Source organism: Hoeflea sp. 108, from assembly GCF_000372965.1.
GTDB lineage: Bacteria > Pseudomonadota > Alphaproteobacteria > Rhizobiales > Rhizobiaceae > Aminobacter.
In genome coordinates this window covers 1,419,728-1,435,850 of record NZ_KB890024.1, presented here as the reverse complement: position 1 = coordinate 1,435,850, position 16,123 = coordinate 1,419,728, and the positions used below count along the sequence as shown (strand labels likewise).

Sequence of the window (16,123 nt, the reverse complement as noted above, 5' to 3'; positions counted from 1 at the left end):
GCGCGTTTTTGTATCGCAAACTGCCTTTACGACTCGCGCTCAGACACTTTAATGAGCCCGTATCCAATACAAGTCAATTCACTATTCTTTGCGAATCCAAGAACAATGAGCTCATCACTTCTCTAACAAATGAACCTTTTTGACGACTCTGGGCATTCGGTTGAGATCAATTCACACAACGGCGACAGATCAGCCACAGCCTCATTGCCAGCGTTAAGAGCCGGAAGGACGGTTCTTCTTATCCGCTGCCGCAATTTGGGACATATCGTCGATCACCGAGCCCTGCCACATTCGATAACCGGCTGAATAAGCCGCTTTTGCCAGAAGATGAGCAGCGATCGGCGCAGTCAGAAGAAAGAATACGACACCTGCCACAGCCCTGAGCGCCGTGGCCAATTCTCCAGTATGAACCGCCAGCGCAATCAGCATCAGGCACGATCCAAGCGTACCGGCCTTCGATGCTGCATGCATGCGCGTATAAACATCGGGAAGGCGCAGCAACCCAATGGACGCGGTCAGAGCAAACAACGCACCGACCACGATCAAGGTTCCGGCAATATAGTCGGCAATGCCGCCAATCATGCCTGCTCCTCCTCGGCGTCCTGTTTCTTGGCGTCGACACCGCCGCTGAGCACAAAACGCGCAAAAGCAACTGTTGCCAGGAAGCCGACGAGACCAAGTGCTATGGCAACATCGACATAAAGCGTGAAGCCGGAACGCACGCCAAGCACGGCAATGAAGCCGATGGCGACGGCCACCAGCATGTCGAGCCCAAGTATCCGATCTGGCAAGGTCGGCCCCTTGACCACACGCCAAACGACAAGAAGAAACGAAATGCTGAGAATACCGAGTGCGAACAGGGCACAAATACTCAGGAACGAGGCTCCCGACATCATCTGAACGCCTCCATGATCCGGCGCTCGAAGCCATTGCGGATCTCGCGGCGCGCCTGCTCGGGGTCCGAGCAATCCATGCCATGCACAAACAACGTCTGCCGGTCCTCGGACACGTCGACCGAAAGGGTTCCCGGTGTCAGGGTGATGAGATTGGCAAGCAGGGTGATCTCGAAATCACGCGTCACGGTCAGCGGATAGGCAAATATCCCCGGCTTGATGTCCATGCTAGGCGACAGCACGAGCCTTGCCACCCTGACCGAAGACAGAAGCAGTTCCTTGACGAAGAGCAAGAAGAGCAGAAGCGTCGGCCAAGGCCGGATCACGACCCGCGTCGCCGGCAGCTGATCACGCACCAGGAACAGCACCGTCCAGCCGATGGCAAAGCCGAAGACCAGGTTCGGCAGCGTGTAGCTCCCTGAGATCGCGACCCAGATAAGCGCCAGGATCAGTTCGTTGCGATAGGGGATCATTGACCGCCTCCCGCCGGGAAAACCGCCTGGACATAGGCCGACGTGTCGAGCAGCCCGCCTGCCGCAACATTGGCAGCGCGAATGAAGGGCTCAGGCGCAAATCCTATCGCCAGCATGACTGCGACAAGCGAAACCAGGGCTACGCAGCCTGCGACCGACATCTTGCCGGCGACAGCTCCAGTCGGATCAACGACCTCATTGCGCCAGAAGGCAAGGATGAACACGCGCCCGAGGGCGATCGTCGTCAGGAAGCCGCTCACCAGGATGGCGCCGGCCAGTTGCCACACGCCGGCATCGAGTGCTGCCCGCACCAGCATCACCTTGGGCCACAACCCCGAGCCTGGCGGCAGGCCGGCGACGGCCAGCGAAATGAAGAAGGCGAGCAGCGTCAGGAAAGGGCTGGCGCCGTAGAGCCCAGCCAATGAGCGAAGGGAAAAGCTTCCGCCCAGCTGCTTCATCAACCCGCCGAGCAGGTACAGTGCGGAAAGGGCGAGCATCGAATGCAATGCATAGAATATCGCGCCTGAAAGCCCGGCTTCGCTGCCGAGCGCGATGCCGGCCAGCATGATCCCGACGCCCGAAATAACCAGGAAGCCCGAGATGCGGCGGATGTCCGATTGCGCCAAGGCCCCCAGTGCACCGACAAGCATGGTCGCTACCGCGACCCAGCCGATCAGACCCGCCAACTCCGCGCGCTGGATTGCGAAGATCATCACCAGCGTGCGCAGCAACGCATATATGCCCACCTTGGTCAGCAATCCGCCGAAGAGCGCGCCAGTGATGACGGGTGGCGTATGATAGGACGCAGGCAGCCAGAAATTGACCGGAAAGGCAGCCGCCTTCATGCCAAAGGCGAGCAGGAACAGCGTCGCCAGCGTCATCAGCGGCGCGGTCTCGCCCACCTGCCCCACCTTTACCGCAAGATCGGCCATGTTGAGCGTGCCGAAAGTGCCGTAGAGATAACCCGTCGCGATCAGGAACAGCGTCGTGCCGACCAGGTTGAGGATGGCGTATTTGGTCGCCCCGTCGATCTGCGGCTTTTCTGACCCGAGGATCAACAGGCCGAAGGACGAGATCAGGAACACCTCGAACCAGACGTAGAGGTTGAACATGTCGCCGGTCAGGAACGCACCGCTGACGCCCGCCATCATCAGGAGCAGGAACGGGTAGAAGCCATAGCGCCGGCCCGTCGCGTCGACGTCCTGCACCGAATAGGCACAGCAGGCCAGCGCCACCAGTGAGCCAGTCAGCGAGAAGACGGCACCCAGCGCGTCGACGGTGAACGAGATGCCGAAGGGCGGCAGCCAGCTGCCCATGGTCATCGACATCGGGCCGTCCGACAATACGCGCCCCAGGAGCATGGCGTTGGCAACCACCATCGCCGCAAGCGCTGCGAGCGCCACCAGCGCATGCCAGCGAATGTTGTGGCGGATCATCAAAAGCAGCGCGCCGACGACGATCGGCAGCAGCACCGGCAACACGACCAGCCAGTCGCTTGCGGTCACGGGTGCCGCGATCATGGCAGCAGTCTTGTCGACCAGATCTCCTTGCACCGCCATGGTCAGTATCCCATCGGCGGCAGGCCGTCGTCGGCCGGTTCTGCGACCCGCATGCCGTCGGTGTCGTCGGTGCCGATCTCCTGGTAGGCGCGATAGGCCAGCACCAGCAGGAAGGCGAAGAACGAGAACGAGATGACGATCGCCGTCAGGATCAGCGCCTGCGGCAACGGATTAGCCACCGCGCCGGCGGGCACGTCCAGCGCCTCGGCAATCACAGGCGGCACCTCGCGGGTCAGCCTGCCATTGGTGAAGATCAAAAGGTTCACCGCGTTGCCGAACAGGGCGACGCCGAGCAGGATGCGGATGATGTGCCTAGACTGCATCAAGTAGATCGCTGCGGCAAAGAAGATGCCGACAAGGATGGCAAAGACGGCTTCCATCAGTCGTGCTCCCTGTCCTCGAGCGCCAGCGCGATCGAGGTGATCGAGCCGACGACGACCAGGTAGACGCCGATGTCGAAGACCATGACCGTCGACAGGTCGACGCTGATGCCCAAAAGGCTCGGCGAAGCCCATAGCCCGGTCAGGAAGGGCAGGCCATAAGCCAGCGACGGCAAGCCGGCGAGTGCTGCGATGAACAGGCCAAAGCCCGAGATCGCCATCGGATGGAAATAGAGCGAACGGCGCACCGCCGGCACGCCAAAGGCAATACCGTGAATGGCAAAGGCGGAAGCGGCGATCAGTCCGCCGGTAAAGCCGCCGCCCGGCTCGTTGTGGCCCCGCAGTAGCACAAACACCGAAAACATCAGCATCAGCCCGGTGAGATAAGGCGCAAGCGTGCGGAAGATCAGCGTCTGCATGTCACGCCTCCCCCGACGGGGCCTGGGCCGGCTCCGGCTTTTTCGAGCGGACGCGGATCAAGGCAAGAATGGCCAGACCGGTGATCATGACGACGGCGATTTCACCCAGCGTATCGAGCCCGCGGAAGTCAACGATGATGACGTTCACCACGTTGCGGCCATGGGCGATGGTCTTCGAGTATGTATTGAAGAACTGCGACAGCCGGTCGTCGAACGGCAATTGCGTGACCTTGAGCAGCAGCAAGGCGAAGCCCGTACCGCAGGCCACAGCAATGGCGCCATCCAGCAGCTTCTGGGCAAGCGGCCGCCGGTCGGCAGGCGCCAGCCGCAGCCGCGTCATGACAAGCGCCAGAATGACCACGGCCAATGTCTCGACCATGAACTGGGTGAAGGACAGGTCGGGCGCACCGAACAGCATGTACAGCAGGGCGATAGCAAAGCCCTGGATGCCGAGAGAGACGATCGCCGTCAGCCGGCTGCGCGCATGCACGACGGCGGCAATGCCGATGACGGCGATTGCCAGAATCGTCCATTCGTAAAAGCGGAATGATGGCCAGGCCGGCATGGCCGGCAGCTCGTCGAACATCAACATCGGCAACAGAAGGGCCGCCGCGATGGCAACGAAGGTGACCGTCAGATAGATGTCGAGGCGGCCGCTATGGACGATACGCGTGACGCCGAACGAGACGCGCAGCAGCCCACGCAGCGCGTGGTCGAACCCACGGTCCGGCCCCCAGCCGATGGCTGCGAGCACGCCGGCCATCATCGTCCGCAACCGGTCAAGACGGAGATAGGCGGCAATGCCAAGCGCCACGGTCAGCGCCGACAACAGCAGCGGCACACCCAGATGCGGCACCGTCGTGATCTCGACCTGGATCGGCTTGCCGGCGATGGCGCTGGCCATCGGCGAGGACAGCAGTTCATGCGCCACCGGAGTAGCGAGCGCCGCCACAAGGCCGGCGATACCGAGGACGATCGGCCCGAGCCACAGCGAAACCGGACCTTCATGCGCAGGCTTGGGCGTCGCCGCAGCCGCACCGACGAAAGGTCGCAGCGCAACCGCAAAGCCGATGGCAAACATCAGCGCGTTGCCGGCTACGGCCACAACGATCAGCAGCGCTTGCCAGCCTTCGGCGAGGCTGTGCGCATAGTAGATTTCTTCTTTGGCGAGGAAGCCGAAGAACAGCGGCAGGCCTCCCATCGAAAGCGCGGCAAGCATGGCGGCAGCGAAGGTGACCGGCATTGCCCGACGCAGCCCGCCCAACCTGGTGATGTCGCGGGTACCGGCCTCGTGGTCGATCAGGCCGGCGACCATGAACAGCGCGCCCTTGAACATGGAATGCGCCATCAGATAGAGCGCCGCGGCCTCCACCGCCTTGTCCGACCCCATGCCGGTCAGCATGACAAGAAGGCCGAGCGAGGCGACCGTCGTATAGGCCAGCATCAGCTTGAGGTCGGTCTGCCTGATCGCAAGCAGCGTGCCGACGGCAAGCGTAACGCCGCCGAACAGCGGCAGCACCGCTTCCCACGCCACCGTATCTCCCATAACCGGGTTCAGTCGCATCAGCAGATAGACGCCGGCCTTGACCATGGTCGCCGAGTGCAGATAGGCCGACACCGGCGTCGGCGCCTCCATGGCGTTGGGCAGCCAGAAATGGAACGGAAACTGCGCCGACTTGGTGAATGCGCCGCCAAGCACCAGTACCAGCGCCGCGACATAAAGCGGGCTCTGGCGCAGCGCATCACCTGAGGCGAGCAAGGCGGAAAGCAAGTCCAGGCCCGTCGCCTGGGTGATGACAAGCAACCCCGCAAGCAACGATAGTCCGCCAAGTCCCGTGACAAGAAGCGCCTGGAGTGCTGCACGTCGCGACGCCTCGCGCTTGTGGTCGAAGCCGATGAGCAGGAACGACGTGATCGACGTCAGTTCCCAATAGACGAAAAGCATCAGGAACGAGTCCGAGACCACCAGTCCCAGCATCGCGCCCATGAACAGCAGCATGAAGGAGAAGAACCGCCCCTGTTGCGGATGTCCCTTCAGGTAACCGCCGGCATAGATGACGATCAGCGTGCCAATCCCGGAGATCAGCAAGGCGAAGGTCAGTGACAGCCCGTCGAGAAACCAGGAAAAGCGGAGACCAAGGCTCGGCGCCCAGTCGAACCCACCAGAGATCGAATGTCCTCTGCTGACCGCGTCGAGCATCCCGGCGAAATGCAGGAATACGAGCAGAGGAATGGCGGCAAGCAGCCAGCCGGCATTGTGTTTCATCACGCGGACGAGCACAGGGGCAAGCAACGCCCCGGCAAACGGCAGCATGAGCATCAGGAAGGTCAGCGGACGGGCCCTCTTTGTATCTCACGTTGTTGTCGAAGGGCATAAACGGCCGGCAGCCGAGGGGCAAGCGTTATCGGGCCTTGTCAACGGCTGGCGCCCCGCAGCCCCTACGGAAGCTGCGACAAGATTGCTTCAACAACGCGTCAGTAGGGCGTGATGTAACGGCCATAGACCCAGCCTGTCACGTAACGGCCGTCCTGTGCGGGGTCGTGCCAGACCTGGCACCAGCTGTAGCGAACGCGCTGCTCCTGCTTCCATGCCGGCAGGTGGCCGATGTCACGCAGATCGACCCCGCCTGTGCACCTGCCAGTCATCTTGAGAACGTTGCCGTTCGGATAGGCGGCTTGCTTCTGAGAGCCATTGGACGGGAACTTGCGAATGTTGAGCGTATCGCCCCAGCGCACCTTGCCAACTTCCCAGGCAGAGAACGCTGCCGCGCGGGACTCTGCTGCAAAAACGGCGACAGTCGAGGCAATGGCCAGTGCGGCGGCAGTTTTCATGAGCATCTTCATCTTCTCCTTGGGCATGGCCGGTCCCATATTGGTTGCCGCTGCACTGCAACTCTGCTCTTGAACCCGCCCTGATCGATGTGTTCATTCGGCATTCAAGATTCAGCCCAAGATCCAGATACGCGAGACGCAATGACCCGACCCAAGATCTTCGCCGACATTCCCGCGCCGACCACCGCGCAGCGTCCGGTTTCCGACACGCGCCACGGCATCACCCGCGTCGACGAATATGCCTGGCTGCGTGCCGACAACTGGCAGGAGGTGTTCCGCGATCCGAGCCAGCTCGACCAAGCGATCCGCAGCCACCTTGAGGCCGAAAACCGCTACCAGAACAAGCTGATGGCCGACACGGCGGATCTCAGGAAGACGCTGTTTGAAGAGATGAAGGGCCGCATCAAGGAAGACGATTCCTCCGTACCGATGAAGGATGGGCCTTATGCCTACGGCTCCTCGTTCAGGAAGGGAGGCGAGCAGCCGCGCTATTTCCGCATTCCGAGTGAGGGCGGTGCCGAAGAGATCATCCTCGACGGCGACAAGGAAGCCGAGGGCCACGCCTACTTCCGTCTCGGCGGCATCGACCACTCATCCGACCACAAGCGCCTGATCTGGGGATTCGACGACAAGGGCTCGGAATTCTACACGCTGCGCGTACGTGACGTCGCCAGCGGTGCGGAACTTGACGACGTGGTCGGCGACACCGGCGGTTCGGGCTCTTGGGATGCAGCTAATGCCGGCTTCTTCTACTCCCGCCTCGACCCCAACCATCGCCCGTCCAAGGTGCTCTACCATGCACTCGGCAGCGATGCTTCGACCGACCGGCTGGTCTACGAGGAGACCGATCCCGGCTTCTTCATGAATGTCGGCGGCACCCGCAACAACGACTGGATCATGATCTCGATCAGCGATCATGAAACCTCAGAGTACCGCCTGTTCCCAGCCAGCGATCCGCTCGCCGAGCCGAAGCTTGTCGCGGCACGCGAAATCGGCCTGCAATATGACCTCGAGGAAGGCGGCGACATCTTCTTCGTGCTGACCAATGCCGACGGCGCCAAGGACTTCAAGATCATGACGGCGCCCATCAGCGACCCTCAGCGCGCCAACTGGAAGGAACTCGTCGCCCACGAACCCGGCCGTCTGATCCTGTCGGTCATGGGCTTCAAGGACTTCATGGTCCGCCTCGAGCGCAAGGAGGGCCTGCCGCGCATCGTCGTCCATGAGCGCGCCACAGGCGCCGAGCACCTCATCTCCTTCGACGAGGAAGCGTTCTCGCTCGGCCTGTCGGGTTCCTATGAATACGACACCGACATCATCCGCTTCAGCTATTCGTCGATGACCACGCCGGCGCAGGTGTTCGACTACAACATGCGCACGCGCGAGCGCGTCCTGCTCAAGACCCAGGAAGTCCCCTCGGGCCACAACGCCGACGACTATGTCACGCGCCGCCTGATGGCCCCCGCCCACGATGGCGAACTGGTGCCGATCTCGCTGATCCACCGGCGCGACACGCCGCTGGACGGCTCTGCTCCCTGCCTGCTCTACGGCTACGGCTCCTATGGCATCACCATCCCTGCCTCATTTAACACCAACTGTCTGTCGCTGGTCGACCGTGGCTTCGTCTATGCCATCGCCCATATCCGCGGCGGCAAGGACAAGGGTTACGCCTGGTATGAGGACGGCAAGCGGGCGGCGAAGCAAAACACCTTCACCGATTTCATCGCCTGCGCCCACCATCTCGTCGCCGAGCGCTACACCTCGCACGACCGCATCGTCGCCCAGGGCGGTTCGGCCGGCGGCATGCTGATGGGCGCGGTGGCCAATATGGCGCCCGATGCCTTCGCCGGCATCATCGCGGAGGTGCCCTTTGTCGACGTGCTGACCACCATGCTCGACGACACCTTGCCGTTGACGCCGCCGGAATGGCCCGAATGGGGCAATCCGATCGCATCTGTGGCGGATTACCAGACCATCGCGGCCTACTCGCCATACGACAATGTCGCCGCACTCGACTATCCGCCGATCCTGGCGGTGGCCGGCCTGACCGACCCGCGCGTCACCTACTGGGAGCCGGCCAAGTGGGCCGCCCGGTTGCGCGAACGCAAGGCAGGCGAGAGCCCGGTGCTCTTCAAGATCAACATGGATTCAGGCCATGCCGGCGCTTCGGGCCGTTTCTCCAGACTGGAGGAGGTCGCCTTCAACTACGCATTCGCGCTGAAGGTGGCGGGCATCGCCTGACCATAGGCTCCGACACCAAAATGAAACGGCCCGGAACCATAAGGTCCGGGCCGTTTTCATTGATGAATCTGCCTTGGATATCAGTCGGTAGGCTTCGGCTGCGGCGCAGCAAAACCGTTGGGATGCCCCGGTATCGTCTTGAGATAGGCGGCGATCGCCTCCCGGTCGTCGGCGCTCAGCCTGGCCATGTTCTTCTGCACTTCGACCATGGTGCCGCCGACGGAATCGAATTCGGGGGTGAAGCCGGTTTCGAGATAGCCGGCGATATCGCCCTCCGACCATCCGCTGATGCCCTTGCCCTCGGGCGTGATGTTGGGCACCACGCCGCCACCTTCGGCGGCCTTGGCGCCGGCGAGCCACTGGCCCTTCTCCGTGCCGCCGGCAAGACTACGCGGCGTATGGCACTCGCCGCAATGTCCGGCACCTTCGACCAGATCTCTCCCCCGAAGCACCTTTTCCGGAGTGCCGTCGGCCATCGCCACCACCGGTTCGTTGCTGAGGTAGAGTTGCTTCCACAGCCCGAGCCCCCGACGGACGCTGAACGGGAATACCAATTGGTGGTCGGCCGCCCTGCCCTGCACCGCAGGAAGCGTCTTCATGAAGGCATAGAGATCGGCCACGTCAGCCGGCTTCATGCGCGCGTAGGATGTGTAGGGAAAGGCCGGATAGAGATGGTCTCCGTTTCGCGCCACGCCTTTCAGCATGGCGTTGGCGAAGTCCTCGATCGACCAAGCGCCGATCCCATCATTGGGATCGGACGAGATGTTCGGCGCGACGAAAGTGCCGAAATCGGTCTTGAGTTCGACACCACCGGCGAGCTGCAGACGGGCGTCGCCGTCAGCCTTCGGCTTGGCATGACAGGAGGCGCATCCGCCGGCATCAAAGATGCGTTGCCCCCGCATCGCATCACCCGTACCGAGTGCCGCAACGGTCTCCGGCGCGAGCCTTTCAGGCACTGTCAGCCACCAGAATGCAACGGCTCCGACGCCGCCAAGCGCCAGAGCCGCGATTGCAAGCTTCTTGATGATAGCCATCCGAAGGCGATCAGCCCTTCTTCACGCGGTAGGTTTCGTGGCAGGCGCCGCAGGTCTGGCCAATCGTGCCTACCTGGGCCTTCAGCGCATCGATGTCCTGGGCGGGCGCTGCGACTGCGGCTGCGGTCACTGCCTTGAACTTGTCGACGGCTGCCTGGAAGCCTGCTGCGTCTTCCCAGATCTTCGGCGAGGCTGTTGTGTCGCCCTTGTCGCTGCCGACGGGGAACGACGCCGCAACATCGATCTTCTGGACGTTGTCGTTGAGCGCGGTCAGCGCCGCCAGGACGGCTGCCGCATCGAAGGGAGCTTCGCCCTTCACCATCTTCACGAGCACGCCGACATCCTTGGCATTCTCCTTCATGACCGCCTTGCGATCAGCGATGATATCGGCAAACGCCGCCGTGGTAACGAGCGCGAGCGCCGCGACGGCAAGTACGATCTTTTTCATAAGGTCCTCTCCGGGTTGCAACAATGCTGCCTTGAGCCAACGGGGAAACTGGCCCAGTTCGTCCCGGAATTCTCTTCACGCTTCCGTGACTGTTAGTCTTTTTCAGACATTCCCGGAAAGCCCGTTCTAAACGCAAAAACCCCGGCCGTGGCCGGGGTTTCGGAAAAATGTCAGGTCTTCACCGGACCGCATCACTGGATGCGGCCTGGAAAAACGATCTGGGCTCAAGCCTTTTCGTAGAGCTCGAGCACGTAGTCCCAGTTGATCAGGCTGTCGACGAACGCCTCGAGGTACTTCGGACGGGCATTGCGGTAGTCGATGTAGTAGGAGTGCTCCCACACGTCGACGCCCAGGATCGGGGTCGCGCCGTGAACCAGCGGGTTCTCGCCGTTCGGGGTCTTCGAGATTTCGAGCTTACCGCCCTTGACCGAAAGCCAGGCCCAGCCCGAGCCGAACTGGGTGGTGCCGGCAGCGATGAAATCAGCCTTGAACTTGTCGTAGCCGCCGAGATCCGAGTCGATCGCCTTCTGCAGGGCACCCGGCAGCTTGTTGCCACCGCCAGCCTTCTTCATCCACTTCCAGAAGTGGACGTGGTTATAGTGCTGGGCAGCGTTATTGAACAGGCCGGCATGCTTGCCGAACGACTGCTTCACCACCTCTTCGAGCGACAGGTTTTCCATGCCGGCTTCCGCTGCCAGCTTGTTGCCGTTGTCGACATAAGCCTTGTGGTGCTTGTCGTGATGGAATTCCAGCGTCTCCTTCGACATGAAGGGCTGCAGCGCCTCGTAGTCGTAGGGCAATGCGGGCAATTCAAAAGCCATGGTTCATACTCCCTTGCTGGCAATTCACGGCATGTCTATGCCGGGTAGAGATAGGTTGCCACAGGATGCGGCAACAGATGCGAAACGGGTTTTTTCTTTGTCTGCACTCAGGCCTTGCCGGTCGAGTGGGCCCACTCCCAATATAGCTCGCGCGACTTTTTTGCTACCGGTCCGGGCTGGAGAATTCGATCTTCGATACGGGTGATCGGGACCACCTTGGAGTGGTTGCCGGTCGAGAAGATTTCGTCCGCCTCAAGAAACTCGCGCACCGACAGCGTCTTCTCGACGACCGTCATGCCCTTTTCGGCAAGCAGCGACATGGCGCGGCTGCGCGTGATGCCCGACAGAAAGGTCCCGTTCGGCGCAGGCGTAAACACCACGCCATTCTTGACCAGGAAAATGTTGGAGGAGCCGGTCTCGGCGACATTGCCCAGCATGTCGAGCACCAGCGCATTGTCGAAGCCGCGCATCTTGGCTTCCAGGATGGCGCGCCCGTTATTCGGATAGAGGCAGCCTGCCTTGGCATTGGTGGGCATGGTTTCGAGCGTCGGCCGGCGGAACGGCGAAAGGCCGATCGAGAAGCCCGTCGGCTCCATCATCGGCGACTCGTAAAGGCACAGGCAAAAACGCGTCGAAGCCGGATCGGCCGGCACGCCCATGTAGCCGCCATGCTCGGCCCAATACATCGGGCGGATATAGACCGCCGTCTTGCCGTCGAATTTCTTGAGGCCATCCCAGGTCAGGCCTGCAATCGTCTCAGGCGACATGGTCGGCTTGAGGCCGAGTGCTATCGCCGAGGCGTTGACGCGGCGCGAATGCGCATCGAGATCGGGCGCCACGCCCTCGAACCAGCGCGCGCCGTCGAATACGGTCGAGCCAAGCCACATGGCGTGACTGCGCGGCCCGACGATCGCCACGTTGCCCTCGTACCAGTCACCGTCGACATAGGTCCAGGTGGTCGATTGTGCAGCCGCCGCTAGCGTCATCTTGGTTGTCCCGTCATTTCCTTGATGGCTGCAATGGAAGAGACTTTGGCCCGCCCCGTCAACGGGCAGGCCGCCGATTTGTTGGAGCCAGTCGACAGTTCGGCTTGCACTGCGCGGCAAGTCGTTGGAAAACCACGAACATGCGCCACTCTGCCTACATATTCGACGCCTACGGCACCCTGTTCGACGTCCACGCCGCCGTCCGCAGGCACGCCCAGGACATCGGGCCCGACGGCCAGCTGCTGTCCGACATATGGCGGGCCAAGCAGCTCGAATATTCCTGGGTGCGGACGCTGATGGGCGCCTATAGCGATTTCTGGCAGCTTACCGAACAGGCCCTCGATTTCGCCTTCCGCAAGGTGCCCTCAGCAGACCCGGCGCTGCGCAGCAAGCTGCTCGATGCCTATTGGCAGCTCGACTGCTATCCGGAGGTGCCTGCTGTCCTGCGCAATTTGAAGGACAATGGCGCCCGGCTCGCGATCCTTTCAAACGGCTCGCCGGCGATGCTGGAAGCTGCAGTGCGCTCGGCCGGCCTCGATCTCATCCTCGACGAGATCTTCTCGGTCGATGCCGTGCGCCGCTTCAAGACGGACCAGTCGGTCTACGACCTGGTCTGCAGCAGCTGGCGCCTCTATCCCGATGCCGTGTCATTCCAGTCGTCCAACCGCTGGGACATTGCAGGCGCTTCCAAGTTCGGTTTCCGCACTGTCTGGATAAATCGCAGCGACCAGCCCGACGAGTATCGGGATCTTCCACCGTCGCTGATCCTGCCCTCACTGGAAGGTTTAGTTACAATTGGTTAGCCATCCATAGGACAGCATTGTTGCCATAACGCAACAGTGATTGGCCTGTCACACCGTCGCCATGCTTTGTCCACCCTAAGGTCTGATTTGGACCCGCTTATCACCGTGAGCGTTAAGGGGACGCAGACAGTTTCCTTTTAATTCACCATTCCTTTCGAACGGAAGCCCAGATCGCAGTCATGCCCATTATCACCGAGCCATCCCGTAGCCTGACCCGCCGCGGATTCCTGAATCTTGCAGCGGCTGGAGCGGCAACCGCCGCACTTTCCGCCTGCACCACCGTCAATAGCGGTGGCCAGATCGTCGACGCGCCGCAACCGGCACCGCCGCCCGTCAACATCGATCCCGGTTTCGGTGGCGACTATGTCAGCATGTACGGCCCGGTCACCGATGAGGGCTATGAAGTGCCGGGCATCCCGGTCAAGAAGGTGAAGCCGCAGTTCCTTCGCCAGATCGTTGCAGACCCCACCGGCGAGCGCCCCGGCACGCTGGTCGTCGATACCTCGACGCACTACCTCTATCTCGTGCGTGAGAACGGCCAGGCCATGCGCTACGGCGTCGGCCTCGGACGCGCCGGCTTTGCCTGGCAGGGCCGCGCCGTCATCCAGTGGAAGCGCACCTGGCCGAAGTGGACCCCGCCAGACGAGATGATCGGCCGCCAGCCCGAACTCGAGAAGTACAGCGCCCGCAATGGCGGCATGGCCCCGGGCCTGAACAACCCGCTCGGCGCCCGTGCGCTCTACATCTTCCAGAACAACGAAGACACGCTCTACCGCGTCCATGGCTCGCCGGAATGGTGGACCATCGGCAAGTCGGTGTCGTCGGGCTGCGTGCGCCTGATGAACCAGGACATCATGGATCTTTACGACCGCGTCCCCAGTAAGACGCCGATCCTGGTCACCAACGGCCTCAGCATGGCCTGACCGCGCAACAAGCGGAACAGTGAAAACGGCGCGTCATCGACGCGCCGTTTTTGTTTCTGCAAGCCGGGAAGCTTGCTCAGAAGCCCTTCTTCAGGCTGCCGAGGATGCCGCGCACCAGCGCGCGGCCGACCGAGGAGCCTACCGAGCGCACCACCGACTTGATGGCAGCTTCGGTCACAGTCTGGCGATTTGACGTACGCGGACGCGGCGCATTTCCACCCGAGGTCTGGGATCCGCCATCATTGCCGAAGCCGGGGATCGTCCAGCCGCTGCCACCGCCGGTGTTGGCCTGCTGAGCCTCCTGCTGCGCCTGCTGAGCGGCAGCCGCCTTCTTCTGCAGCATCTCGAACGCCGACTCGCGATCAACCGCCTGGTCGTACTGGCCGGCGACAGGGCTTTCGTTGATCAGCTTGCGGCGCTCTTCCGGCGTGACCGGGCCCAGGCGCGATGCCGGCGGACGGATCAAGGTCCGCTGCACCATAGAAGGTATACCCTTGGCCTCGAGCGTCGAGACCAGAGCCTCGCCGGTGCCCAACTGGGTGATCGCGGTGGCGCAGTTGAAGTCGGGGTTTGGCCGGAACGTCTCGGCAGCCGTCTTCACCGCCTTCTGCTCGCGCGGCGTATAGGCGCGCAGCGCATGCTGGACACGATTGCCGAGCTGGGCCAGCACGGTTTCGGGAACGTCGAGCGGGTTCTGGGTGACGAAATAGACGCCCACGCCCTTCGAACGGATCAGGCGTACCACCTGCTCGACACGATCGACGACGATCTTCGGCGCCTCGTCGAACAAGAGATGCGCTTCGTCGAAGAAGAACACCAGCTTCGGCTTGTCGGGATCGCCAACCTCAGGCAACACCTCGAACAGTTCCGACAGCAGCCACAAAAGGAACGTCGCGTAAAGGCGCGGGTTCATCATCAGCTTATCGGCGGCCAGCACGTTGATCGCGCCACGGCCGTCGCGCGTGGTGCGCATGATATCGGAAATCTTGAGCGCCGGCTCGCCGAAGAAGTGATTGCCACCCTGCTGTTCCAGAACCAGCAGCGAGCGCTGGATCGCGCCGACCGACGGCTTGGTGACATTGCCGTAGCGCGCGCCGATCTCCTCGGCCCGCTCGGCGATGTTGGCGAGCAGCGCCTGCAGGTCCTTCATGTCGAGCAGCAGCAGGCCTTCCTCGTCGGCAATGCGGAAGGCGATGTTGAGCACGCCCTCCTGCGCCTCGGAGAGGTTCATCAGGCGCGACAGCAGCAACGGCCCCATCTCGGAGATGGTGGCGCGGATCGGATGGCCCTGCTCGCCGAACAGGTCCCAGAAGATGACGGGGAATTCCTGGAATTCGTAAGGATCGAGCTTCACCGCCTGGGCGCGGGCGACCAGGAAGTCCTTGGCCTCGCCCATCATGGCGATGCCCGAAAGGTCGCCCTTGATGTCGGCACAGAAAACCGGCACGCCTGCATTCGAGAAGCCTTCGGCCAGGACCTGCAACGTCACCGTCTTGCCGGTGCCGGTGGCGCCGGTGACGAGACCGTGGCGGTTGCCGTATTTCAGCAGCAGTTCCTCGGGCCGTTGATAGCTGTCATCAGGCTTGCGGCTGGCACCGATGAAAATGCTGTCGTCCTGCGCCATGGGCGTTGTCTCCGGCAATGCTGTGTCCCGACCGCGACGCGGCCACCCCAAAGGTATAGTGGCCGCCCTCACATGCCACAATGGCTCATCCGGTCAGCGCAGCGGACAACTGTGAGCTTGATCTTTTTTTGATGGGCGTCGCCGCAGTCGAGATCGATGAAGCCGGGGCGGCCGCGTTCTTCCGCGACCACGCGGTTGCAATTGAAGGCTAGACGCGGATCTCGACGATTTCCCAGTCGCGGCCGTTGACGGTGGCGACCTCGCCTACCCCCTTGCCAAACATTGCCTGCGCCATGGGCGAGACATGCGAGATGCTGCCCTTGGCCGCGTTCGCCTCGTCCTCGCCGACGATGCGCCAGGCGTGGCGCTTGCCGTCATCGTCCTCGATGCTGACCTTCATGCCGAAGCGGACGACCGTGCTGTCGGGCTCGGGCACAGAAACCTCGGCGTTTTCGCGCCGCGCCTGCCAATAGCGCAGGTCGCGCGAAACGGTGGCGATGCGCTCGCGGTCTGCCTCGCCTTCCGCCTTGGCCAAATCCTCGCGCAATCGGCCCAACTCGGCTTCGATCTGCGCCAACCCATGCTCCGTCACCAGGTTGCGGTACGTGCTCACCGGTCGCTCGCCGATGTCGGCGATCTGGTTTTCACTGTCGTCTTCGCGGGTAAAAGCTCTGCTCATAAGAAGAA

General features: G+C 62.3%; 18 protein-coding genes. 4 read left to right on the top strand and 14 right to left on the bottom strand.

Translation table 11 applies throughout. The features are described from left to right. Positions 1 to 213: 213 nt before the first annotated feature. The 8 genes from mnhG to B015_RS0106945 form a co-directional block, all read right to left on the bottom strand. Positions 214 to 582, bottom strand: coding sequence for a monovalent cation/H(+) antiporter subunit G (gene mnhG, locus B015_RS0106980; protein ID WP_018426958.1), 369 nt, complete (start codon positions 580 to 582; stop codon positions 214 to 216). Then, positions 579 to 896, bottom strand: coding sequence for a cation:proton antiporter (locus B015_RS0106975; protein WP_018426957.1), 318 nt, complete (start codon positions 894 to 896; stop codon positions 579 to 581). Before B015_RS0106975 ends, mnhG begins: the two co-directional genes overlap by 4 nt. Further along, positions 893 to 1,366 carry a Na+/H+ antiporter subunit E gene (locus B015_RS0106970; RefSeq protein WP_018426956.1) on the bottom strand — a complete coding sequence of 158 codons (474 nt, stop codon included), beginning with the start codon at positions 1,364 to 1,366 and terminating at the stop codon, positions 893 to 895. Before B015_RS0106970 ends, B015_RS0106975 begins: the two co-directional genes overlap by 4 nt. Then, positions 1,363 to 2,925 (bottom strand): Na+/H+ antiporter subunit D, encoded by a 1,563-nt coding sequence (locus tag B015_RS0106965; RefSeq protein WP_018426955.1) that lies wholly within the window; start codon positions 2,923 to 2,925, stop codon positions 1,363 to 1,365. The genes B015_RS0106970 and B015_RS0106965 overlap by 4 nt, the downstream gene beginning before the upstream one ends. A gap of 2 nt (positions 2,926 to 2,927) precedes the next feature. After that, entirely contained in the window at positions 2,928 to 3,305 is a 378-nt protein-coding gene (locus B015_RS0106960; RefSeq protein WP_018426954.1) for a Na+/H+ antiporter subunit C, read from the bottom strand. Beyond that, positions 3,305 to 3,724, bottom strand: a complete 420-nt coding sequence (locus B015_RS0106955) for a Na+/H+ antiporter subunit B (RefSeq protein ID WP_018426953.1) — start codon at positions 3,722 to 3,724, stop codon at positions 3,305 to 3,307. The genes B015_RS0106960 and B015_RS0106955 overlap by 1 nt, the downstream gene beginning before the upstream one ends. Before the next feature lies 1 nt (position 3,725). Further along, positions 3,726 to 6,044, bottom strand: coding sequence for a putative monovalent cation/H+ antiporter subunit A (locus B015_RS0106950; RefSeq protein WP_018426952.1), 2,319 nt, complete (start codon positions 6,042 to 6,044; stop codon positions 3,726 to 3,728). Between the two features lie 155 nt (positions 6,045 to 6,199). Beyond that, the gene (locus B015_RS0106945; protein WP_323848098.1) at positions 6,200 to 6,562 is read right to left on the bottom strand and encodes an SH3 domain-containing protein; all 363 of its coding nucleotides are present in this window, start codon (positions 6,560 to 6,562) and stop codon (positions 6,200 to 6,202) included. Between the two features lie 135 nt (positions 6,563 to 6,697). Between B015_RS0106945 and B015_RS0106940 the strand changes: the two genes are divergently transcribed. After that, on the top strand, positions 6,698 to 8,797 hold the full coding sequence (locus tag B015_RS0106940; protein WP_018426950.1) for a S9 family peptidase: 2,100 nt from the start codon (positions 6,698 to 6,700) through the stop codon (positions 8,795 to 8,797). Positions 8,798 to 8,877: 80 nt separating this feature from the next. Here B015_RS0106940 and B015_RS0106935 read toward each other — a convergent pair whose 3' ends face one another. From B015_RS0106935 to B015_RS0106920, 4 genes are all read right to left on the bottom strand, one after another. Then, positions 8,878 to 9,831, bottom strand: a complete 954-nt coding sequence (locus B015_RS0106935) for a cytochrome c (protein WP_018426949.1) — start codon at positions 9,829 to 9,831, stop codon at positions 8,878 to 8,880. A gap of 10 nt (positions 9,832 to 9,841) precedes the next feature. Next, positions 9,842 to 10,279 carry a cytochrome c gene (locus tag B015_RS0106930; protein ID WP_018426948.1) on the bottom strand — a complete coding sequence of 146 codons (438 nt, stop codon included), beginning with the start codon at positions 10,277 to 10,279 and terminating at the stop codon, positions 9,842 to 9,844. Between the two features lie 224 nt (positions 10,280 to 10,503). Then, positions 10,504 to 11,100, bottom strand: coding sequence for a superoxide dismutase (locus tag B015_RS0106925; RefSeq protein WP_018426947.1), 597 nt, complete (start codon positions 11,098 to 11,100; stop codon positions 10,504 to 10,506). A gap of 107 nt (positions 11,101 to 11,207) precedes the next feature. Then, positions 11,208 to 12,086 carry a branched-chain amino acid aminotransferase gene (locus tag B015_RS0106920; RefSeq protein ID WP_018426946.1) on the bottom strand — a complete coding sequence of 293 codons (879 nt, stop codon included), beginning with the start codon at positions 12,084 to 12,086 and terminating at the stop codon, positions 11,208 to 11,210. A gap of 140 nt (positions 12,087 to 12,226) precedes the next feature. On the opposite strand from B015_RS0106920, the gene B015_RS0106915 reads away from it, so the two are divergent. Both B015_RS0106915 and B015_RS0106910 read left to right on the top strand, forming a co-directional pair. Then, positions 12,227 to 12,889 carry a haloacid dehalogenase type II gene (locus B015_RS0106915; RefSeq protein ID WP_018426945.1) on the top strand — a complete coding sequence of 221 codons (663 nt, stop codon included), beginning with the start codon at positions 12,227 to 12,229 and terminating at the stop codon, positions 12,887 to 12,889. Positions 12,890 to 13,068: 179 nt separating this feature from the next. Further along, entirely contained in the window at positions 13,069 to 13,812 is a 744-nt protein-coding gene (locus tag B015_RS0106910; protein WP_018426944.1) for a L,D-transpeptidase, read from the top strand. Between the two features lie 76 nt (positions 13,813 to 13,888). Here B015_RS0106910 and B015_RS0106905 read toward each other — a convergent pair whose 3' ends face one another. Continuing rightward, positions 13,889 to 15,436 carry a helicase HerA-like C-terminal domain-containing protein gene (locus B015_RS0106905; RefSeq protein WP_018426943.1) on the bottom strand — a complete coding sequence of 516 codons (1,548 nt, stop codon included), beginning with the start codon at positions 15,434 to 15,436 and terminating at the stop codon, positions 13,889 to 13,891. Between the two features lie 80 nt (positions 15,437 to 15,516). Here B015_RS0106905 and B015_RS34060 point away from each other — a divergent pair, with 80 nt between their 5' ends. After that, positions 15,517 to 15,648 carry a hypothetical protein gene (locus B015_RS34060; protein ID WP_018426942.1) on the top strand — a complete coding sequence of 44 codons (132 nt, stop codon included), beginning with the start codon at positions 15,517 to 15,519 and terminating at the stop codon, positions 15,646 to 15,648. Here the strand turns inward: B015_RS34060 and B015_RS0106895 are convergent. Further along, a complete protein-coding gene (locus B015_RS0106895; protein ID WP_018426941.1) occupies positions 15,645 to 16,115 on the bottom strand; it encodes a GreA/GreB family elongation factor in 471 nt (156 codons plus the stop codon). The genes B015_RS34060 and B015_RS0106895 overlap by 4 nt on opposite strands. Between the last annotated feature and the right edge of the window lie 8 nt (positions 16,116 to 16,123).

Excerpts from the sequence above, each read along its gene's own strand:
- B015_RS34060 (WP_018426942.1), top strand. The coding sequence starts at position 15,517 with ATGGCTCATCCGGTCAGCGCAGCGGACAACTGTGAGCTTGATCTTTTT.
- B015_RS0106930 (WP_018426948.1), bottom strand. The coding sequence starts at position 10,279 with ATGAAAAAGATCGTACTTGCCGTCGCGGCGCTCGCGCTCGTTACCACG.
- B015_RS0106970 (WP_018426956.1), bottom strand. The coding sequence starts at position 1,366 with ATGATCCCCTATCGCAACGAACTGATCCTGGCGCTTATCTGGGTCGCG.
- B015_RS0106910 (WP_018426944.1), top strand. The coding sequence starts at position 13,069 with ATGCCCATTATCACCGAGCCATCCCGTAGCCTGACCCGCCGCGGATTC.
- B015_RS0106955 (WP_018426953.1), bottom strand. The coding sequence starts at position 3,724 with ATGCAGACGCTGATCTTCCGCACGCTTGCGCCTTATCTCACCGGGCTG.
- B015_RS0106975 (WP_018426957.1), bottom strand. The coding sequence starts at position 896 with ATGATGTCGGGAGCCTCGTTCCTGAGTATTTGTGCCCTGTTCGCACTC.
- B015_RS0106950 (WP_018426952.1), bottom strand. The coding sequence starts at position 6,044 with ATGCTCATGCTGCCGTTTGCCGGGGCGTTGCTTGCCCCTGTGCTCGTC.
- B015_RS0106945 (WP_323848098.1), bottom strand. The coding sequence starts at position 6,562 with ATGCTCATGAAAACTGCCGCCGCACTGGCCATTGCCTCGACTGTCGCC.
- B015_RS0106925 (WP_018426947.1), bottom strand. The coding sequence starts at position 11,100 with ATGGCTTTTGAATTGCCCGCATTGCCCTACGACTACGAGGCGCTGCAG.
- B015_RS0106915 (WP_018426945.1), top strand. The coding sequence starts at position 12,227 with ATGCGCCACTCTGCCTACATATTCGACGCCTACGGCACCCTGTTCGAC.
- B015_RS0106960 (WP_018426954.1), bottom strand. The coding sequence starts at position 3,305 with ATGGAAGCCGTCTTTGCCATCCTTGTCGGCATCTTCTTTGCCGCAGCG.
- B015_RS0106895 (WP_018426941.1), bottom strand. The coding sequence starts at position 16,115 with ATGAGCAGAGCTTTTACCCGCGAAGACGACAGTGAAAACCAGATCGCC.
- B015_RS0106920 (WP_018426946.1), bottom strand. The coding sequence starts at position 12,086 with ATGACGCTAGCGGCGGCTGCACAATCGACCACCTGGACCTATGTCGAC.
- B015_RS0106935 (WP_018426949.1), bottom strand. The coding sequence starts at position 9,831 with ATGGCTATCATCAAGAAGCTTGCAATCGCGGCTCTGGCGCTTGGCGGC.
- B015_RS0106905 (WP_018426943.1), bottom strand. The coding sequence starts at position 15,436 with ATGGCGCAGGACGACAGCATTTTCATCGGTGCCAGCCGCAAGCCTGAT.
- B015_RS0106965 (WP_018426955.1), bottom strand. The coding sequence starts at position 2,925 with ATGGCGGTGCAAGGAGATCTGGTCGACAAGACTGCTGCCATGATCGCG.
- mnhG (WP_018426958.1), bottom strand. The coding sequence starts at position 582 with ATGATTGGCGGCATTGCCGACTATATTGCCGGAACCTTGATCGTGGTC.
- B015_RS0106940 (WP_018426950.1), top strand. The coding sequence starts at position 6,698 with ATGACCCGACCCAAGATCTTCGCCGACATTCCCGCGCCGACCACCGCG.